Origin of the sequence: uncultured Mucilaginibacter sp., from assembly GCF_903893715.1 — a bacterium.
Classification (GTDB): Bacteria; Bacteroidota; Bacteroidia; order Sphingobacteriales; family Sphingobacteriaceae; genus Mucilaginibacter.
Window position 1 is genome coordinate 1 of the sequence record NZ_CAITNG010000073.1, and the last position, 18,942, is coordinate 18,942.

Genomic DNA, 18,942 nt, shown 5'->3' on the forward strand with positions numbered 1-18,942 from the left:
ATATAGTTTTCTGCTGTTTGTTTCTTCTTGGTTTCCATTGTCTTAAAGTTAATTAATCTTTGGAAACACTCCACAAGCTTAGCACCCTATCGGTCCACTTTCAGCTGACGATTTACACTGTTAAACCAAGCGAAAAGTTTTCGCCATATTTTCGGGCAAGCGATACATCAAACGAGAACTCGTTAGGGTGTAAAGTACCCAACGAGGTAGCTACATCATCGTAACTGTTAACACTGCCCATGTTAAAATACCGCATTGAGGCACCTATGGTATTACGTTCATCAAGCTTATCGAAAAAGCTGATATAAGCCAGGTTAACATCGGGGAAAACGGTGCGCATCCATGGGCTGTATGAAGCGCTTATGTTTGTTGGTTCTCCAACAAAGGCCAGCTTAGCAGGGTTCCAAAAAGTGGCGTTTGCATCGGGCGATAAAGCAACACCTGCCTCACCCAACGCCCCTGAACGTGCATCGGGCGATATGGTTAAAAATGGCACAGCGGTAGTTATGGCGTTAGCATCACTGCCATTTGCAAAAACGCCCGTGGTTTGCGCCATACTTACGGAAGAGAACAAAAATAGCGCAACGAATGGGTAAAAATATTTCATGTAGAATTGGTTATAATTTAATGGTACAGTTATCGAATCAATGAATAACACTATTAAAAAAAACGACGTTGGTCTGTCAACAAAAAAGCAGTAAAATATAATGAGTAAAATACTAAACTCCTAAAAAAATTAAATATTAAATAGGTTCAGAAATCTACTGCCGGATAAGTATAAATCAAGAAAATATTTGTTCTGAAACTAAAAGACTTTAAGTAATACTTCATTATCACCTCTTCTGTGCTAAGCAAAGTAACAATTGCAGGCAGAAACTATGAAGACCTTTTTTTGAAAAGGTTGACTTTTGATTCGCGCCCGTTCAATAAACGCTCCACATTGCGCTGATGGGTAACCAAAATGAGTACGCAAATAGCCATGCCATATATGATGACGGACTTGTTTACGCCTTCGGAAAAAATGAATGTAACACCAATGAGATAAGTAAAGCTGGCGATAATTGAACTTAAGGAAACGTATTTTGTGATGAGGAGCACAATGATAAATACCACCACGCAAAGCAAAGCTGCCTGTATGTTAACGGCCAACACCATGCCGAAAAGTGTGGCAACACCTTTGCCACCCCTAAAACCCGCAAATATTGGAAACAGATGCCCCATAACGGCTGTAATGCCGAGTGCAAGCTGGTAATTTGTAAAAGCCTGCGAGTGGATGGCCCCGGTAGTTGATACACCGATGAAAAATGCCAGGTTAGTTGCTGTCCAGCCTTTCAGTATATCAATAAGCATTACGGGTATACCGGCTTTTTTACCCAGTACCCTGAAAGTGTTTGTCGCACCGGCATTACCGCTACCATATTCACGCACATCGACTTTGTAAAAAGCCAGACCAATCCATACAGCAGTTGGTATCGAACCAAATAAGTAGGCCAGTATGAGCGCTGAAATCGAATAAGTTGATATCATCTCAGTACAATTATACTAAATGCCAACGTAAACACCATATTAATTAATCATTAAAAGCTTTAAGGCTGAGGTCGAGGCTCTTTACCGAATGTGTTAAAGCACCTATGGAAATGTAATTTACGCCGCATTCGGCATACTCGCGTACATTTTGGATAGTAATGCCGCCGGATGCTTCGGTAACAAATTTGTTGCCTATCATTTCGACTGCCCTTTTGAGGTCCAACACTGAAAAATTATCGAGCAGGATACGTTGCACCCCTCCTGTTTGCATTACCTCGGCCAACTCGTAAAAATTACGCACCTCGATTTCGATATCCAATTGTTTATTGTGCAGTGTTAAGTATTGTTTAGCGTTTGCGATGGCATTGGCAATGCCGCCCGAATAGTCAACGTGATTGTCTTTTATCAAAATCATGTCGTATAAACCAAAGCGATGGTTTACCCCGCCGCCAATTTTAATGGCCAGTTTTTCGAAATAGCGGAAGCCGGGCGTGGTTTTACGGGTATCCAATACTTTTGTATCGGTCCCTTCCAACAGTTTAACAATTTGATGGGTTTGTGTGGCTATTGCCGACATGCGCTGCATGCAGTTGAGTACCAAGCGTTCGGCTTTTAGTATGCTATGTACGCTGCCGTTAACAGTTAGCACAATGTCGCCGTAAACAATGGGTTCACCATCGTGCATCAGGACATCGACCTTTATCGCGTCATCAATACAATTGAAAATTTCTATGGCTACATCAACTCCGGCCAATAAGCCGTCTTCCTTAACCAACAGTTTAGCTTTGCCTAACGTGCCTGCGGGGATGGTTGACAATGAGGTGTGGTCGCCATCACCTACATCTTCGGCAAGGTAACCTTTAATCAATTCGCGGATGATATTTTTATCCAATACAGTGTTTTTTAAAGACGCATCAAAAGTAAAGAAATACTTTAAAGCTAATTGGGTTTTTCTTCGCGAATACTCAATTCGATAAGCTGGTAAACCCCTTTGTTATTTTTAAGTGTGAAGGACGTGCGGTAAGGGCCGTTTTTGGTGGAGATAATGACGATTGCGTACTGCATATCGGGATTGGAATTAATCTTGTGTACCACCGATACGGCATTCGGTGGGTTTTTTGCAAAAAAATTCTGGAGTATTGTTTCGGCTTGCTTCGCGGGATAGGTGTTTTCATCTTCCAAAATACCTAAATCAATATTTGGTGCCAGTGTCTTGTATAGCTCAGGCAGGTTATCCTGCTTCAAGAGGGTTACAGTATGCTCGATAGGATCGCCCGTTCGGGGCTGCAACATGGCCAATGAAAATATAAAAGATAGATAAAGTAATTTCATAGAATGTGATGTACATCAATCTTACGCATAAATATACTTAAAGTTGCCTATATCAAATTATATTTGTGCCGTGGAAAAAACGAACAAAAAAGTAGCCCTCATTATCCTTGATGGTTGGGGATACGGCCGAAATGATAAATCGAACGCCATATTAGCGGCAAATACACCATTTTTTGATTCCATGCTGGAAAAATACCCGCACTCAAAGCTGCAGGCATCGGGCATATCGGTTGGTTTACCGGCAGGCCAAATGGGCAACAGCGAAGTGGGGCACATGAACCTTGGCGCTGGCCGGGTAGTGTATCAGGAACTGGGCCGTATCCACAAAGCTGTTGATGACCAGGAGTTTGACGAAAACCCGGTAATCAAAAACGCTTTTGACTATGCCAAACAACACAAAAAAGATGTTCACTTTATCGGGCTGGTATCCGATGGTGGCGTGCACTCGCATATAAAACATTTGAAAGGCCTTTGCGACGTCGCCGGCCGATTTGAATTGCCCAACGTATACATACATGCTTTTTTAGATGGCAGGGATACCGACCCGAACGGCGGCGTTAAATATATTACCGACTTAGAGAACTATGTTAGCGGAACCAATGTAAAGATAGCATCGGCCATTGGCAGGTATTATGCCATGGATAGGGACAACCGCTGGGAGCGCGTGCGCAAAGCTTATGACATGTTGGTAAACGGCGAAGGCAAACATACCCACGACCTTGAGAAAGCCATTGCCGAATCGTATACCGAAGGCGTTACCGATGAGTTTATACTGCCGATAGTTAAGACTGACGATAACGACCAACCTATCGCGGTAATCAAACCCGGCGACGTGGTGTTATGCTTTAACTTCCGTACCGACAGGGGCCGCGAAATAACCGTGGCTTTAACGCAAAAGGCATTCCCTGAATACAATATGCACCCGCTTGATTTGCACTACATCACCATGACCACTTATGATGAGACCTTTAAAAATGTGCAGGTGGTATTTACCAAGGACGATCTGTCATTCACTTTAGGCGAAACTTTACAAAACGCAGGGAAAAACCAAATCAGGATAGCTGAGACGGAAAAATACCCGCACGTTACGTTCTTCTTCTCGGGCGGCCGCGAAAAGGAATTTGAAAACGAGAAACGTATCCTCATCCCGTCGCCAAAGGTTGCGACCTATGATATGCAGCCCGAGATGAGTGCAGCCGGCATACGCGACGCCATCATTCCTGAATTAAAATCCGGATGGGCTGATGTCATTATCCTTAACTTTGCCAATACCGATATGGTTGGCCATACAGGCGATTTTAACGCAGTTATAAAAGCCGCAGAAGCGGCGGACCAGTGCACCCAAGCTGTTGTGGAGACAGGCATTGCCAATGGTTATTCGTTCATTATTATTGCCGACCACGGCAATGCAGAGTTTATGATAAACGATGACGGCACGCCAAACACAGCGCACACTACCAACCTGGTGCCTTGCATATTGATAGACACGGACTACAAAGAAATAAAAGATGGCAAATTGGGCGATATTGCCCCTACCATCCTGAAAATAATAGGTGTACCCATTCCAAAACAAATGAGTGAAAATGTGCTGGTATAAATCGGGACGCATATTATTGTTGTTTTTATTATTGGCGGCGGCAAGTTGCGCCCCCGAAACCAAAAACGATAAAGGGCAGCTGAGCTACTTTGATATAAAGAAATACTTTGCCGACGAAGCTGCAAGGTTGAGCAAAAAGTATCCGCATATCACAAAAACGGTGAGTTATAACGGGCAACAGGAAACCAAAAGCGTTGCTATAAAGCATTGGCAGCAGGAACTGAACTTGTTTATTGAATCGGACATTAACAAGCCCGCCTGGAAAAACAGCTACATAATTTATAAATGCGATACGGGTATTACCTATTTGAATGTGGATTCGACGTTGCACACGAGGCAGCTGACCGTTTTGCTCAAAAAAGACAAAGTGACAGGCATCAAAGTGGATAACGTTACCGACAATATGCTTTATCAAACCACCGAAAGCCTGGTTTATTATCCGGATAGCCTTTATGTGATAGAAAAGCACCAAAAAGTAAGGCTACTTGGCCGCAACGACTATAAGATAACCGGGAAGTTTAAGTAGGCTGCCTGGCCGATGCTGTGGCCAACAGGTTTTTTGACTGATCCAGCAGTGTCGAGATATCTTTTCGTTCGGGGTTCTCGCTCAGTATTTTATCGAGGTCGGCTACGGATGCTTTTAACGATTCGATGCCGCGGTTCCTGTCGTAAAATTTCGTGGCTTTTTGCAGTTTAAAAATGCCGTATTCCCGGTAAAATATTCCCCGGTTTTGATAGAATTTTGGGTCGGATGGCTCAATTGAGATAGCTTTTGTCAGATCGATAATGGCGCCTAGCCAATTTTTTTCCTTATCGGGCGGTGTAGCCTGGGCATCCTTTGCCAAAAAGCTTTTGGCCAATGCGCGGTAGTAATAAGCCGAGCAATCGGTAGGTTTTATCTCAATAAGCTTGCTATAAGTAGCGATGGATTTTTTATAGTTTTCGCTGTGGTAATAAGAGTAGCCGAGCATCCAAAGGGCGTTTGAGTTGGTGGAATCGACCACGCAGGCTTTTTCCAATTGCGTTACCGCGGATTTAAAATCGCCTTCCAATAAAGCTTGCTGCCCCAATTTGATATAGGCGCTTTGAGCCTGCACGCCCCCGATTGAAGAGGCCAATAAAAAGGGGAAAATAAATGAAAACTTCATTAGGTTTTTTAACCGATTAATCAAAGTAACAAAATTATTAACTCATTTATCAAGAAATTATTATGCCAAACTTCATTAAAATTTCATATTCAATTATCCTTTTATAAAAAAGGCCGTTAACCTTGCAGCTAACGACCTTTTAATATTGGTGAATTACCAAACGTTCACACGCTCGCTTTCGGGGCGGTAAAGTTTATCGCCGGGTTTAATGTCGAAGGCTTTATAAAAAGCAGCGGTGTTAAACAGCGGGCCGTTAACGCGGTACATTTCGGGCGAGTGCGGGTCGCCGCTGATGCGCATACGCATAGTTTCGTCGCGGGTTTTAATGCGCCATACCTGGCCGAAGGACAGGAAGAACCTTTGATCTGGCGTAAAGCCATCAATCTTAACGTCGCCTTTGCCTTGCGGAGTGTTTTTAAATGCCTGGTAAGCAATGGCCACACCACCTATATCGGCTAAATTTTCGCCTAATGTTAGTTGGCCGTTTACATGCAGGTCGTTCAATACGGTGTATTTGCTGTACTGATCGACAACCACCTGCGCACGGGCCTTAAATTTGGCGGCATCGTCTTTTGTCCACCAGTCTTTCAGGTTGCCGTCTTTATCGTACTGGCGGCCCTCATCATCAAAACCATGGGTCATTTCGTGGCCAATAACGGCACCTATGGCGCCATAGTTAATGGCATCATCGGCATCCTTGTCAAAGAAAGGGAACTGCAATATCCCCGCCGGGAAAACTATCTCATTAAATTGCGGGTTGTAATAAGCATTTACGGTTGGCGGTGTCATCCCCCACTCTGTACGATCGACCGGTTTGGAGAGTTTATCGATCATTTCTTTATAATCGTGTTTTGCAATTGACTGCCGGTTTTGGTAGTAGGCATCCTTGCTGATGGTTACGTCGTCATATTTTTTCCACTTATCCGGATAGCCGATTTTTTTGGTGAAGGCGGCCAATTTTTCGACTGCACGTTTTTTGGTTTCCGGGCTCATCCAGCTGTTTTGCTCGATGCGTTGTTTGTAAACAGCTTGCAGGTTGTTCACCAGGTCGAGCATGCGTTTTTTAGCATCGGCGGTAAAATATTTCTCTACGTAAACCTGGCCCAGCAATTCGCCAAGGCCGGCATCCACGTTGGTGACCATTTTTTTCCAGCGGGGCTTATCGGCCTTTTGGCCACTCAGGGTTTTGCCCCAAAACTCAAAACTGGCATCGCGGAATGGTTTGCTCAAGGAGTTGGCCGCTCCGTTCAAAGCGGTAAACTCGAGGTCGGTTTTCCAAAGGTCGATGGGCTGGCTTTTTAACAAGCCATCCAAAGCCTGGTAGTATTTGGGTTGGCCAACCAATACCGTATCGGTTTTGGCACCTAAGCGGCTTAGCAAATCTTTTACATCCACATCGGGCATTTGTTTCTGAAAGTCCGTTACGGCAAATTTATTGTAGTTTTTTACCGGGTCGCGCAATTCAACGGGGGTTGAATGCGATGCGGCTATGGTGGTTTCCAATTTTAAAATGTCGTTGGCATCTTTGGCCGCCGTGGCGGCATCTGTCCCCGAAAGGGTGAGTAATTTGGCAATATATTTAACATAGGCCGCGCGGATTTTTACGCTTGCCGTATCTGTTTTAAAGTAATAATCACGGTTGGGCAAGGTTATACCGGACTGGCCAAACTGAGCAGCGTTTTTGGTGCTTATCTTATCATCGGGCTGCACATAAAATCCGAATAAAAAGCCGTCGCCATCTTTAAAGCTATCTGCCGAAAAGGCGATGAGTTGTTTATAGTCTTTTACCGCGGCAATTTTGTCCAGCAATGGCTTAACGGGCTCATAGCCTAACTTGTCGATAGCTACGGTGTCCATGCCGCTGGTGTAGTAGTCAGCCACCTTTTGTTCTTTGGAGCCTGTTTCGTTGTTTTGGGCGGCCAAATTATCTAAAATGGTGTGCAGGTTTTTCTGGTTATCGTCGTACAAGGTGTAAAACGAACCCCAGCCGCGCTCAGAAGCGGGTATCTCTGTTTTTTTAATCCAGTTACCACTGGCATACAAAAAGAAATTGTCGCCGGGTTTAACGGTGGTGTCCATCCCGCTTTTGTCAAAAAAAACGGTGCGCACGGGTACATCGGTAATTGTTTTGTTTTTGCAGGCTATGGCAAATACCAAAGGCATAGCCAGCCAGGCATAAGATCTTGTTTTCATGAAATAATGATTAATCAGTTTTTATGAAGGTAGAAATTATATTTTATTCGGCAAAATTTGGCCCCGTACAGGCAATTTTTAATTGAACTAAAAGATTATCTCAATTTTAATTACCTTTATTTACCAGCTTGGCACAGCTCTTGAAATATTAATACCCCGACGGTAAATACACCATAATTTACCCAAAACAACCTGTCTACCATGAACAGGCTGACAACTTGACGTTATTACAGACATATAGAAAGATATTTGATGAGTTTTGATCCCTTTGATTTTAGAAGCGCTTTACCAATTATAAACGAAGATTCCGAGTTTTTCCCCCTGATGTCATCGGAAGATGAGGAGGAAATGAACAACGAAGAGCTGCCCGAGGTACTGCCAATATTGCCATTACGCAATACGGTGTTATTTCCGGGGGTGGTTATCCCTATTACGGTGGGCCGGGATAAGTCGATAAAGCTGATACGCGATGCCAATAAAGGCAACCGCATGATCGGCGTGGTTTCGCAACAGGATGTGGGTATTGAAGACCCCACTTTTGAACAACTGAACCATGTTGGCACCATTGCACTGATTGTAAAGATGCTGCAAATGCCCGATGGCAACACTACGGTTATCATCCAAGGAAAAAAACGTTTTATCCTGAAGGATGAGGTGCAAAGCGAACCTTATATAAAAGCTACCATACAACCTTTTGTAGAGGTAAAAGGAAAACAAGACAAAGAGTTTAAGGCGCTGATATCATCGATTAAAGATATGTCGATGAGCATTATACAGCTTTCGCCGAATATACCGAGCGAGGCAGGCATCGCCATCAAAAACATTGAGAGTACGGCATTTTTAATCAATTTCATATCGAGCAACATGAATGCCGATATGTTGGCCAAGCAGCACTTGCTCGAAATAAACAACGTGCGCGACCGCGCCAAAATAGTTTTGGAGCATTTGACCACCGAGCTGCAAATGCTGGAACTGAAAAACCAGATACAAAGCAAGGTACGTGTTGACCTGGACAAGCAGCAGCGCGATTACTTTTTGAACCAGCAGCTAAAAACCATACAGGAAGAATTGGGCGGCAACTCGCCCGACCTGGAAATTGAGAACCTGCGCCAGCGAGCCGCTAAAAAGAAATGGAGCAAAGAAGTTGGTGAACATTTTAACAAGGAGCTGGAAAAAGCATCGCGCACCAATCCTGCGGCGGCTGATTATTCGGTACAGATAAATTATTTAGAGTTACTACTTGATTTGCCATGGAACGAGTTTACCAAAGACAATTTTGACCTGAAACGCGGGCAAAAGGTATTGGACAAAGACCATTTTGGTTTAGATAAAGTAAAGCAACGCATAATAGAGTATCTGGCTGTATTGAAGCTGAAACGCGATATGAAGGCCCCTATATTGTGTTTGGTTGGCCCTCCGGGGGTTGGTAAAACATCGCTGGGAAAATCGATAGCGAAGGCGCTTGGGCGTAAATATGTGCGTATGAGCCTGGGCGGAATACGCGATGAGGCTGAGATACGCGGGCACCGTAAAACTTATATCGGCGCTATGCCGGGGCGGGTAATCCAATCGCTAAAAAAGGCGGGGGCGGCAAACCCCGTGTTTATTTTGGACGAGATTGACAAAATTGGCAACGATTTTAGGGGCGACCCATCGAGCGCTTTGCTGGAGGTGTTGGACCCTGAACAAAACAGTACTTTTTATGATAACTACGTGGAGATGGATTTCGACCTATCGAACGTAATGTTTATCGCTACTGCCAACTCGTTGAGTACCATACAACCGGCTTTGTTAGACAGGCTCGAAATTATCGAAGTAACAGGTTATACCATTGAAGAGAAAATAGAGATTGCCAAACAACACCTGGTGCCCAAACAGCGCGAAGCGCATGGCTTAAAAATAAAAGATGTTACCCTTAAGAACAATATACTCGAAAAGCTGGTGGAAGATTATACCCGCGAGTCGGGCGTGCGGGCGTTGGAGAAAAAGATAGGCTCGCTGGTACGCGGCGTAGCCAAAAGCATCGCGATGGAAGAACCGTACAACCCGGCCATCACTAAAGAAGATGTGGAACGCATTTTAGGAGCCCCGATATTTGACAAGGACCAATACGAAAACAACGAAGTTGCGGGCGTGGTAACAGGCCTGGCCTGGACACAGGTAGGCGGCGATATTTTATTTATAGAAGCCAGTTTGAGTCCCGGTAAAGGCAGGTTGACTTTGACCGGTAGCCTGGGTGATGTGATGAAGGAATCGGCAACCATAGCCCTCGCCTACTTGCGGGCGCATGCTGCACAATTTGGTATTGACCAGAAATTGTTTGAACAATGGGACATCCATATACATGTACCAGCGGGCGCGACGCCTAAGGACGGGCCATCGGCAGGTATTACGATGCTGACAGCATTAACCTCGGCATTTACGCAACGTAAGGTAAAAGCAAATTTGGCCATGACCGGCGAAATTACCCTGCGCGGTAAGGTATTGCCTGTTGGCGGAATTAAGGAAAAGATACTGGCGGCAAAACGCGCCAATATCAAAGAAATCATCCTGTGCAAATCGAACGAGAAGGACATCCTCGAAATAAAAGGGGATTATATCAAGGATATGCAGTTTCATTATGTTACCAAAATGAGCGAGGTTATAGACTTGGCATTGTTGAAACATAAGGTGAAAGACGCTATTGACATGACTATTAAAGAAGACCTGAAACCCCTATTAAATTAAACCTATATACCAATGGCTGATAATGTATTTAAAGTATTGTACCTGCTGATAGGCATGGCGCTGGTTGCCATTTTGTTTGCTATGTATCAACACCAAACCGAAAGCCGTTACCAGGTGATCAACCAGGCTTCGGGCGTTATGCTGTTTGATACCCATACGAATGAAGTTTACTTTAATGCCGATAACAAATGGCATGTGGTAAGAAACGATGGCAAGATGGAAACGTTGGCTGAATTGCCGAAGTGAGGGATTAGAATCAAGAGCTGAGAATCGAGACTCAAGAAAAAATTCTTGAAATTACCCATAAATACCCATAACCATGGAAGATGTAAAATGGAAAACGGAAGATGTAAAATTCGAAATTGAACATCCGAAATTCGAAATTAAAATTTCAAAACACCCATAATTACCCATAGTGAAAGCAAAAGCGTACGGAAATCAAGTACATAAAATACTCATTTTTACCCCCCCCCCCACTTAGAGACCTAAATCGGTGAAATCAAAAATAATCGGTGAAATCATCTTATAAAAAACACCCATAAATACCCATATTTGCCCATCAGCATATTGATACCATGATCCACAAAAAACAAAGAAAATATATACCTGCCGAACTGGAAATTAAGTGGGAAGTACTGGAACCCTTTTACAGCGAATTGCTGAACAGGCCCATCAATTCGGTTGAAGAGCTTGAAAAATGGCTGCAGGACCGCAGCGAACTGGAGGCAGCTTTGGAAGAGGATTTTGCCTGGCGCTATATCCGCATGACCTGCGATACGGCCAGCGAAGAGTTGCTGCAAAAATTCCAATACTTCGCTACCGAAATTGAACCACAGATAGCGCCCTATAACAACAAGCTGAACGAAAAATTTGTAGCCAGCCCCTACGCTGAAAAATTGGATGGCGAGAAGTTCTTTATTTACCTGCGTGGCATAAAAACGGCCTTGGAAATATTCAGGGAACAAAACATACCCATATTTACCGAGATACAGGTTGAGCAGCAAAAATACCAATCGATAACCGGCGCGATGAGCGTACATATGGACGATAAGGAGTTTACCCTGGAGCAAGCTGCTGTATTTTTAAAAGACCTTGACCGCAACAAAAGGCAGGCGACCTGGGAAAAGATAACTGCGCGCCGCCTACAGGAAAAAGACAAGCTAAACGACCTTTACAACCACCTGCGCGGTTTGCGCCACCAGGTAGCGATAAATGCCGGTTTCGAAAACTTCCGCGATTATATGTTTAAGGCTTTGGGACGTTTTGACTATACCCCGCAGGATTGCTACCATTTTCATGAAGCAATTGAAAAGGAGATTGTGCCGATATTGCGCGAGCAGGCTGAAAAACGCAAACAGACTTTGGGCCTCGACCGTTTAAAGCCTTGGGATACCGAAGTAGACACATCGGGAAAACCAGCGTTGAAACCTTTTAACACCGGCGAAGAATTGATTGAGAAGTCGATACAATGCTTTACCAACATCGGTCATTATTTGGGCGAGCGCCTGGAAATAATGAAAGAGAATGGCTTATTTGACGTGGAGAGCCGCAAAGGCAAAGCGCCGGGTGGGTATAACTATCCGCTTGCCGAAACCGGGGCACCTTTCATCTTCATGAACTCAGCCGGTGGCATGCGCGACCTGACCACTATGGTGCACGAAGGCGGGCACGCGGTACACACCTTTTTAACAGCCGACCTGGAACTGAACGACTTTAAGCATTGCCCAAGCGAAGTAGCTGAGCTGGCATCAATGTCGATGGAGCTGATGTCGATGGATAACTGGGATGTTTATTTTAAGGATGAAGCCGAATTGAAACGTGCCAAAAAAGACCAGTTGCTGGATGTGTTAAAGACATTGCCATGGGTAGCCGTGATCGATCAGTTTCAACATTGGATATATACCAACCCCGGCCATACCACCGACGAACGTACCGAAGCCTGGTTAAAAATATTTGACCGTTTTGGTGCCAACTTTGTTGACTGGAGCGAGCATACCGAAGCCAAACAAAACCTGTGGCAAAAGCAGCTTCATGTTTTTGAGATACCGTTTTACTACATCGAGTATGGTATGGCCCAGTTAGGTGCCATAGCAGTATGGAAAAACTATAAAGAAAATCCCGAAAAGGGGCTTGAGCAATACCTTGCCGCCCTAAAGTTGGGCTATACTAAAACCATTGGCGAGATATACGAAACAGCCGGCATCAAATTCGACTTCAGCGCGGCTTATGTAAAAGAACTGGCCCAATTTGTAAAAGCAGAAATGGATAAGATAAATTAAATAAAAAAGGCAATAAGCGCGATGCTTATTGCCTTTTAAAACTATTTACACTTAAAAATTAAAAGCCTTTTTTACCTGTTGTGGGTATCAGAAACTTCTGAGTGGTCGTTCTTGCTTTTTGGTCAGCTATCATTTGGTCGAATATCTTTTTCTGATCGGGGGTAAGCAAAACGTCTATTTGGATATTGGCATCGGCCCTAACCTGGTCTATTTGAGCTCTGTTTGCATTACCGGGCGCCTTCAAATCTTCTACACGGCCATTCCTGTCGGCTATAATGGCGGTTATTTGTTTGGTTTGGTCGTCGGTAAGGTTTAACTTTTTTTGGAGGCCGCGGGCTTCTTTTGCGGCGGGGTCGGATGTGGTTTTTTTAACTTTTGAGGTATCCTGAGCTTTTGCAAATGTTGCAAACCCGGCTACGATAAACAGCATTAAAATAAATTTTCGCATAATGGTGATTGGTTGTTATTTTGATTAATGCATTAGACTAAACAAGCACAATAGGTTTAAAGGGCAGTACAAAAAATGGTTCTTTTTTTACGAATTTGAGTAAGGCCGATTAAAACACTAATTTAGCAAGCCGATAATCTTGTTTAAAGATAAGGCAAAGATTAAAAACCAAGAAAACCCTCGATGAAATACATACTGATTATAGCACTTATCTTTACCGTTTCGACCGGTGTTGCACAAACAGAAACACCTGCTTATGCGACGGCGATAAGTAAATTTAAAAAGTACTACAATGCCAACCAGCCCGATAGCTTGTTCGCGATGTTTGCACCCGCTGTTAAAACAGGTTTGCCCTTAGACAAAACGACCGAGCTTTTTACTCAAATGCATGGACAGTTAGGTACACTAAAGCAAACTACTTTTACCAAATACTATTCGACCGCGGGTATTTATAAGGCCGATTACGAAAAGATGAGCTTGCTCATCAACATCTCGTTAAATGATTCGCACCAAATTGACGGCCTTTATTTTAACGAGTACAAGCCTGAGAAGACTACCGATGCCGGTGCCACAAGCCCTGCACAGGTTTCATCTTCATCGCCAATAAACAATCCATTGCTTACCGAATCGCCTGTAAGCCTTAAAACATTGGGTGGTACTTTATCGGGAACGTTAACGATGCCCAAAAATGCTGCCGGGAAAATACCGGTGGTTTTGATCATAGCCGGCTCGGGCCCTACCGACAGGAACTGCAACAGTACTATCGGCTTAAAAACCGATGCCTTTAAGTACTTAGCCGAAGGCTTGGGCAAGGCGGGTATAGCGTCGCTACGCTACGATAAACGCGGCATTGGCCAAAGCACGTCATCACAAAAAGAGATAGATACGAAACTGACCGATTTTAGCGACGATGCCGGTGCGTTAATAGCACTGCTAACCGATGATGGCAGGTTTTCGAAAGTGATTGTGTTGGGCCATAGCGAAGGTTCGCTGATTGGCATGATAGCTGCTTATGGTGCAATTGAAAACGTGGGCGGATTTATATCGGTTGCAGGTGCCGGCAGGCCGGGCGATGTGGTATTGGCAGAGCAGATGAAGGCGCAACCACCATCAGTAGCAGCCGAATTTAAGACGATTGTAGACAGTTTGCGTAAAGGGAAAACAGTACCAAAGGTTGATCCGGCGTTGTACGCTCTGGCAAGGCCAAGTGTACAGCCCTATTTAATGTCGTGGTTGTTTTATGATCCGGCAAGAATCATCCATAAGATAAAACTACCCATCCTGATTATACAGGGAACCACCGACCTACAAGTTAGTGTTACCGATGCCGACTTGCTAAAAAAGGGCAAAACAGATGCCACCTTAAAAATTATTGAAGGGATGAACCACATCTTAAAAATTGCCCCTGCCGATAGGGAGCAAAATATTGCGACTTACAACAAACCCGAATTGCCTTTAGCACCCGAGCTGGTGCCCGATATCGTCGACTTTATCAAAACCTTAAAGCTCCATTGATGCCTACGTTAAGACCAAGCATTTAATAACCGCCTCACGAGTATAATTTGACCGATATGGTAACTGGTATGATCGGCCAGCCATAAGGCATTTTTGAACAGGGTTTGATCTTCTTCGTTTTCAAAAGAATCAAAAAGATCCTGGTCTTCGTCCATAATCAAATTGAGGAATTTTTGTCTGTCGGTATAAAGCTGGTCGATGCATTCCAGCCACTCTTCTTCATCCTTTGGCGCGGCGCGTTTGTGCCAAAACCCCTCCGGCCATTTAGGCGATGTATGCTCGGGGTTGGTGCAAATCTTCAATATGTCCCACTGCACTATGCGGATGTGGTCGAGCAGTTGAAAGATACTATAGGGTACCTTTTCGGGTTTTAGCCCTACCTGTCTCAAAGTGAGCCCGAATACCGCTTCTTCAATGGTGGCATGAACGTTGCCACCGGTAAGCAATGCGTACAGCTGTCTGCGTGCCGTTTGCTGGGTAGTATATAAATCGGCCATGGTGTTTTATTTATAGTAAGACAAAATTAAGCAACAATGGTTGCCTTTTATTTGAACGTTGGTCACATTATTTAATAATGCCCGGCAGAAAATTTCTTTTGGGACTGTATTAAATTATTTACACAATAAACCTTATGCCATTTAAGTTATCTATACCGTTATAATAAAAACCAGATACCAACATGAAAAAGATCATTTTATTTGCAATATGCCTGATAGCCATTGCAGGCTCCGTTAAAGCACAGGGTTTTTACAGGCCCCGGCGTTACGGACCACGCCGCCAACAACAAGCACGAGTTATAGATAAAGATTACTACCGGTTAAAATTTGGCTTTGTGGGTGGTGTAAACCTGGCGAATGTTTTCGATCCCTACGATCCAACATTCAGCACCAACATTAAAACAGGATATCATGCGGGTGTAAGTCTCGATATCCCGATCAGTTACCCCTTTATGCTGGAAACTGAATTGATGTATTCGGTAAAAGGTTACTCGGCCAATACCATTAACGGGCAGTTTACCCAAACCAGCAATTTTATCGACTGGCCTTTGTTGTTGAAAATGAGGCTTGCTAAAAACTTCAATATGGTGGTGGGGCCTCAAATATCTTTTTTGACTTCAACTCAAAACACTTTTTCGCCAACATTTCCTATAGGTTTACAGCAACAATACAACCAAGACAGTGTGGGCTACAGCACAACCCTGCTTGATGGCGTTTTTGGGTTGAGTTTTGACCTGAACAGAAACCTTGAATTGCGCGGGCGATATACCGTAGACCTTCAAACCACAAGTGCATATAATGCCTATTATAACCCTCAATATACCAATCAGGTTTTCCAAATAGGTATTGCTTATAAGTTTTAAAGTTGGAAGAGGGCAATAGAAATGCGTACTATCAAGAAAAGCCTGATTGAAACCCATCGGGCTTTTCTTGTTTTGGCCCTTTACTGAACTTTATATCGGTAAACAAAACGCCCGATGTTACCATCAGCATCAATACCTTCAACAACGGCCTTGTAAGTACCTTTTCCATCAGCGTTGTAAAACTCAAGGGAAGCTGCGCCTGTTTTGTCGGTATTTACTATCGGGTTCCAATAAATAGTAGTTCTTAAATCATTGGCATTTTGCACATAACGGGGCACGTCATATTTAGGCGAATAAAACACCCTACCCATGGAAAACCCTTGCGGGGTGAACGAAAGGAGATATTTTGGTGGAAAAAGCGTCTTCAGTTCATCAGCGGTAATTTTGTGTCCCACCGGTGCTTTTCGCATATTGATAACCAAAACACCATTTGTATTGCTCATGCGGTTTATCCCACTCAGGCCATCGTTATTAAATATCTCGACCGATTCTACTTCGTTAGAGTTTATGGTATTCAGGTAACTATAATCGACCGGGAAACCATTAACATATATTTGTACCGGTATCTTTTTATTGTTGTTATAGTCGCGGGTGATGTAAAAATTATTGTCGTTGTAGGTCAATCCAAACAACATCGTTTCGGCACATAATGCAAAAGTACCGCAATCTTTAAAACGTTCGCCCGGCACTTCGTGGTCGGCCATCATATTCAAGCCCGATAGTGCCGGAAAATCGGCATGGGTTACTTTGTGAACAGGCGGCTTATCTTTAATTTCCACCTCTTTTAGGGTGTGCGAGTTATTGAACTGTTTTTTGCTATTGGTTAAATACGTATTTAAAACACTGTCGATGTTTGCTACCTCATCCGGCGCATTATTGTTTTTTGTTAAGCCTTGCGGGCGCGGATAATCGAGCATGATCATCAGGCTGTTGTTATTTACATTGTCGCGTGCATTCAGCGTTATTTTCGACGAATCGATCAATAACAACTTCGAAAATTTAAAAACGCCATCGGCATTTGTAGATGTTCTGACGGAGTAATTCCTATCAGGTATGGTCAAACTTATCGATCCTCTATTTATTGGCATCCCTGTTTGATTTCGCAGTGTACCGGTAATTTCAATACTCTGTTCTGGCAAAAAGAATATTGAAGGGGCTTTATCGCGTACAATATCCCGGTAGGAAAACCTGCGGTAACCTTGCGTGAGCATCAGAACATCCAAATCGGCAATGGTCTCCGGAGTAACATGGTTAAAATAATAGTTAGGCTTTTCGATGTAACCCTTCAGCTCAGAATTGAGCAATAAACTTGTTAAAATTGTGGTTTCTGCATTTTCATCAAAAGGAACTTTCGACTCATCGATAACTGCTACCGAAAGATTTGCTTCGGATGGCAGGTTATTGGCTTTGGCCAAAATATCCAACTTCACTTTCTCCCTTGTACCAAATGTTGGTTTTGCGGTGCTTAATGTAAGTTTAAGTCCATCGTCGTTACGCTGTATAAATGTTACCCTTTCGGATATCGGGTCGCCTTTGTCGGTAAACAATGTAAATTGTATCAACCCGGTTGGGAATTTATTCTTAGCTATCAAAGCCGAATAAACAGGGCTAAGTAGCGTGCTTTGCGCAGCATAATAGATGATGCCGCCGCTTTGCCCTACTATGTAGAATTTTTGGTTTTGATAGCGCTGAAAGAACAATGGATTGGCCGCTAACTTTATACTAAGGTTATCGGATTCGACATTGTTGATAGCAAGGTTGATGCCACTTAGCTGTACACGCGGCAAATCATAGGCATGCGTAGTTCCATCAGGGTAGACGATATTTGCTTTGTAACTTTTACCATCTTCGGGGACCAGGAAAAAGACTCCCATTCCCAGGTGCTTTGTTTGAAGGTCGATAACTGTTTTCCCTTCATTGTCCACTATACTACCTTTCACGTCAACTCCCAACCCATCGGCTTTTATAGCTTTAAAAGCTACGCGCGACCGCACTCCGCTGATGAGTTCACCCCCTTCGGGGAAAAACTGGACATCAATATTCGGCTCGGCATATTTTAAATGGAAGGTACTGGCAATTGGCTTCTTCGTACCGCGGTCAAGTGTGGTTACCAGGTCGCGGGATGTAAGCGCCAAATCTTTGCTGCCCTCAAGACTGATGCTCAGTATGCCATTGTTGTCGGTCATACCTTTGCCTTTTAACGGCTTATCGTTGTCGGTTTCAACCTGCCAGCTTACTTTTTTGTAGCTGTATGGCATACCGTCGCCGTCTTTATACACAATACGGGCATTTACTTTCGTCAGGTTGTTCTTTTCGGACGAGGTAAACGAGGTTGTGGTAACCAATTCATTATTGATGGCATCGCCAACGGTTATGTTTTTGTTAAAAAAGTAATCGCCATCAAAATTGCGCATCCAGTTGGTATAGGCCCTAAGGCGGTAATTACCTTTTTTAAGCGTATATTGTGATAACGGTATATCGCCCGTAGCAACCCCATTCATCACCTGTAACCTTAAACTCGATACGAGCGAATCGGTGCTGTTGATCATCTCGACATATACTATTTTGCTCAATGCCGATGGTTGATGCCCAAACATGGTGAGGTAAACTTTAAACCAAACGGTATCGCCTAAGGCGTAGTAAGGTTTGTCGAAGTGTATGTAAACTTTCTCGAAGGGGTAACTATTGGTGCGCTTAGCAGTTTTGCTAATGAGGGTATTCAAGCTAATTGTATCCCTTTGGGCCAAGGCAGGTAAGTGCACACTGCCGATTATTAATGCTATAATTAATATAATTTTCCGTGTCTCCATCAAGTT

16 protein-coding genes are annotated in these 18,942 nt (G+C 43.7%); 7 read left to right on the forward strand and 9 right to left on the reverse strand.

The genetic code is table 11. The features are described from left to right. Positions 1-112 precede the first annotated feature (112 nt). From QZX97_RS08850 to QZX97_RS08865, 4 genes are all read right to left on the reverse strand, one after another. A complete protein-coding gene (locus QZX97_RS08850) occupies positions 113-607 on the reverse strand; it encodes a PorV/PorQ family protein (protein ID WP_295652813.1) in 495 nt (164 codons plus the stop codon). Between the two features lie 269 nt (positions 608-876). Next, positions 877-1,527 carry a glycerol-3-phosphate 1-O-acyltransferase PlsY gene (plsY, locus tag QZX97_RS08855; RefSeq protein WP_295652816.1) on the reverse strand — a complete coding sequence of 217 codons (651 nt, stop codon included), beginning with the start codon at positions 1,525-1,527 and terminating at the stop codon, positions 877-879. Between the two features lie 43 nt (positions 1,528-1,570). Then, a complete protein-coding gene (gene nadC, locus QZX97_RS08860; protein ID WP_295652820.1) occupies positions 1,571-2,419 on the reverse strand; it encodes a carboxylating nicotinate-nucleotide diphosphorylase in 849 nt (282 codons plus the stop codon). 47 nt (positions 2,420-2,466) lie between these two features. Further along, positions 2,467-2,859, reverse strand: coding sequence for a DUF4783 domain-containing protein (locus tag QZX97_RS08865; RefSeq protein WP_295652823.1), 393 nt, complete (start codon positions 2,857-2,859; stop codon positions 2,467-2,469). Positions 2,860-2,929: 70 nt separating this feature from the next. On the opposite strand from QZX97_RS08865, the gene gpmI reads away from it, so the two are divergent. Continuing rightward, positions 2,930-4,456, forward strand: coding sequence for a 2,3-bisphosphoglycerate-independent phosphoglycerate mutase (gpmI, locus tag QZX97_RS08870; RefSeq protein WP_295652825.1), 1,527 nt, complete (start codon positions 2,930-2,932; stop codon positions 4,454-4,456). Next, positions 4,443-4,982 (forward strand): hypothetical protein, encoded by a 540-nt coding sequence (locus QZX97_RS08875; protein ID WP_295652828.1) that lies wholly within the window; start codon positions 4,443-4,445, stop codon positions 4,980-4,982. Before gpmI ends, QZX97_RS08875 begins: the two co-directional genes overlap by 14 nt. Here QZX97_RS08875 and QZX97_RS08880 read toward each other — a convergent pair. Together QZX97_RS08880 and QZX97_RS08885 are read right to left on the reverse strand one after the other, a co-directional pair. After that, positions 4,975-5,604 carry a tetratricopeptide repeat protein gene (locus QZX97_RS08880; RefSeq protein ID WP_295652830.1) on the reverse strand — a complete coding sequence of 210 codons (630 nt, stop codon included), beginning with the start codon at positions 5,602-5,604 and terminating at the stop codon, positions 4,975-4,977. The genes QZX97_RS08875 and QZX97_RS08880 overlap by 8 nt on opposite strands. 153 nt (positions 5,605-5,757) lie before the next feature. Beyond that, positions 5,758-7,797: a M13 family metallopeptidase gene (locus QZX97_RS08885; protein ID WP_295652833.1), complete on the reverse strand. Its 2,040-nt coding sequence runs from the start codon at positions 7,795-7,797 to the stop codon at positions 5,758-5,760. Between the two features lie 252 nt (positions 7,798-8,049). Between QZX97_RS08885 and lon the strand changes: the two genes are divergently transcribed. The 3 genes from lon to QZX97_RS08900 all read left to right on the forward strand — a co-directional run bounded on the left by lon (position 8,050) and on the right by QZX97_RS08900 (position 12,803). Beyond that, a complete protein-coding gene (lon, locus tag QZX97_RS08890; protein ID WP_295652870.1) occupies positions 8,050-10,524 on the forward strand; it encodes an endopeptidase La in 2,475 nt (824 codons plus the stop codon). A gap of 12 nt (positions 10,525-10,536) precedes the next feature. Continuing rightward, on the forward strand, positions 10,537-10,770 hold the full coding sequence (locus QZX97_RS08895; RefSeq protein WP_295652872.1) for a hypothetical protein: 234 nt from the start codon (positions 10,537-10,539) through the stop codon (positions 10,768-10,770). Between the two features lie 329 nt (positions 10,771-11,099). Continuing rightward, positions 11,100-12,803, forward strand: a complete 1,704-nt coding sequence (locus tag QZX97_RS08900) for a M3 family oligoendopeptidase (protein ID WP_295652875.1) — start codon at positions 11,100-11,102, stop codon at positions 12,801-12,803. Positions 12,804-12,861: 58 nt separating this feature from the next. On the opposite strand, the gene QZX97_RS08905 is transcribed toward QZX97_RS08900, so the two are convergent. Continuing rightward, positions 12,862-13,251, reverse strand: a complete 390-nt coding sequence (locus QZX97_RS08905; RefSeq protein ID WP_295652878.1) for a hypothetical protein — start codon at positions 13,249-13,251, stop codon at positions 12,862-12,864. 183 nt (positions 13,252-13,434) lie between these two features. Here QZX97_RS08905 and QZX97_RS08910 point away from each other — a divergent pair, with 183 nt between their 5' ends. Beyond that, on the forward strand, positions 13,435-14,766 hold the full coding sequence (locus tag QZX97_RS08910) for an alpha/beta fold hydrolase (RefSeq protein WP_295652880.1): 1,332 nt from the start codon (positions 13,435-13,437) through the stop codon (positions 14,764-14,766). Between the two features lie 8 nt (positions 14,767-14,774). Here the strand turns inward: QZX97_RS08910 and QZX97_RS08915 are convergent, their stop codons facing one another. After that, entirely contained in the window at positions 14,775-15,263 is a 489-nt protein-coding gene (locus tag QZX97_RS08915; protein WP_295652883.1) for a DinB family protein, read from the reverse strand. Between the two features lie 182 nt (positions 15,264-15,445). On the opposite strand from QZX97_RS08915, the gene QZX97_RS08920 reads away from it, so the two are divergent. After that, a complete protein-coding gene (locus QZX97_RS08920; protein ID WP_295652887.1) occupies positions 15,446-16,126 on the forward strand; it encodes a porin family protein in 681 nt (226 codons plus the stop codon). 80 nt (positions 16,127-16,206) lie between these two features. On the opposite strand, the gene QZX97_RS08925 is transcribed toward QZX97_RS08920, so the two are convergent. Beyond that, positions 16,207-18,849: a carboxypeptidase-like regulatory domain-containing protein gene (locus QZX97_RS08925; protein ID WP_295652890.1), complete on the reverse strand. Its 2,643-nt coding sequence runs from the start codon at positions 18,847-18,849 to the stop codon at positions 16,207-16,209. Positions 18,850-18,942: the final 93 nt, after the last annotated feature.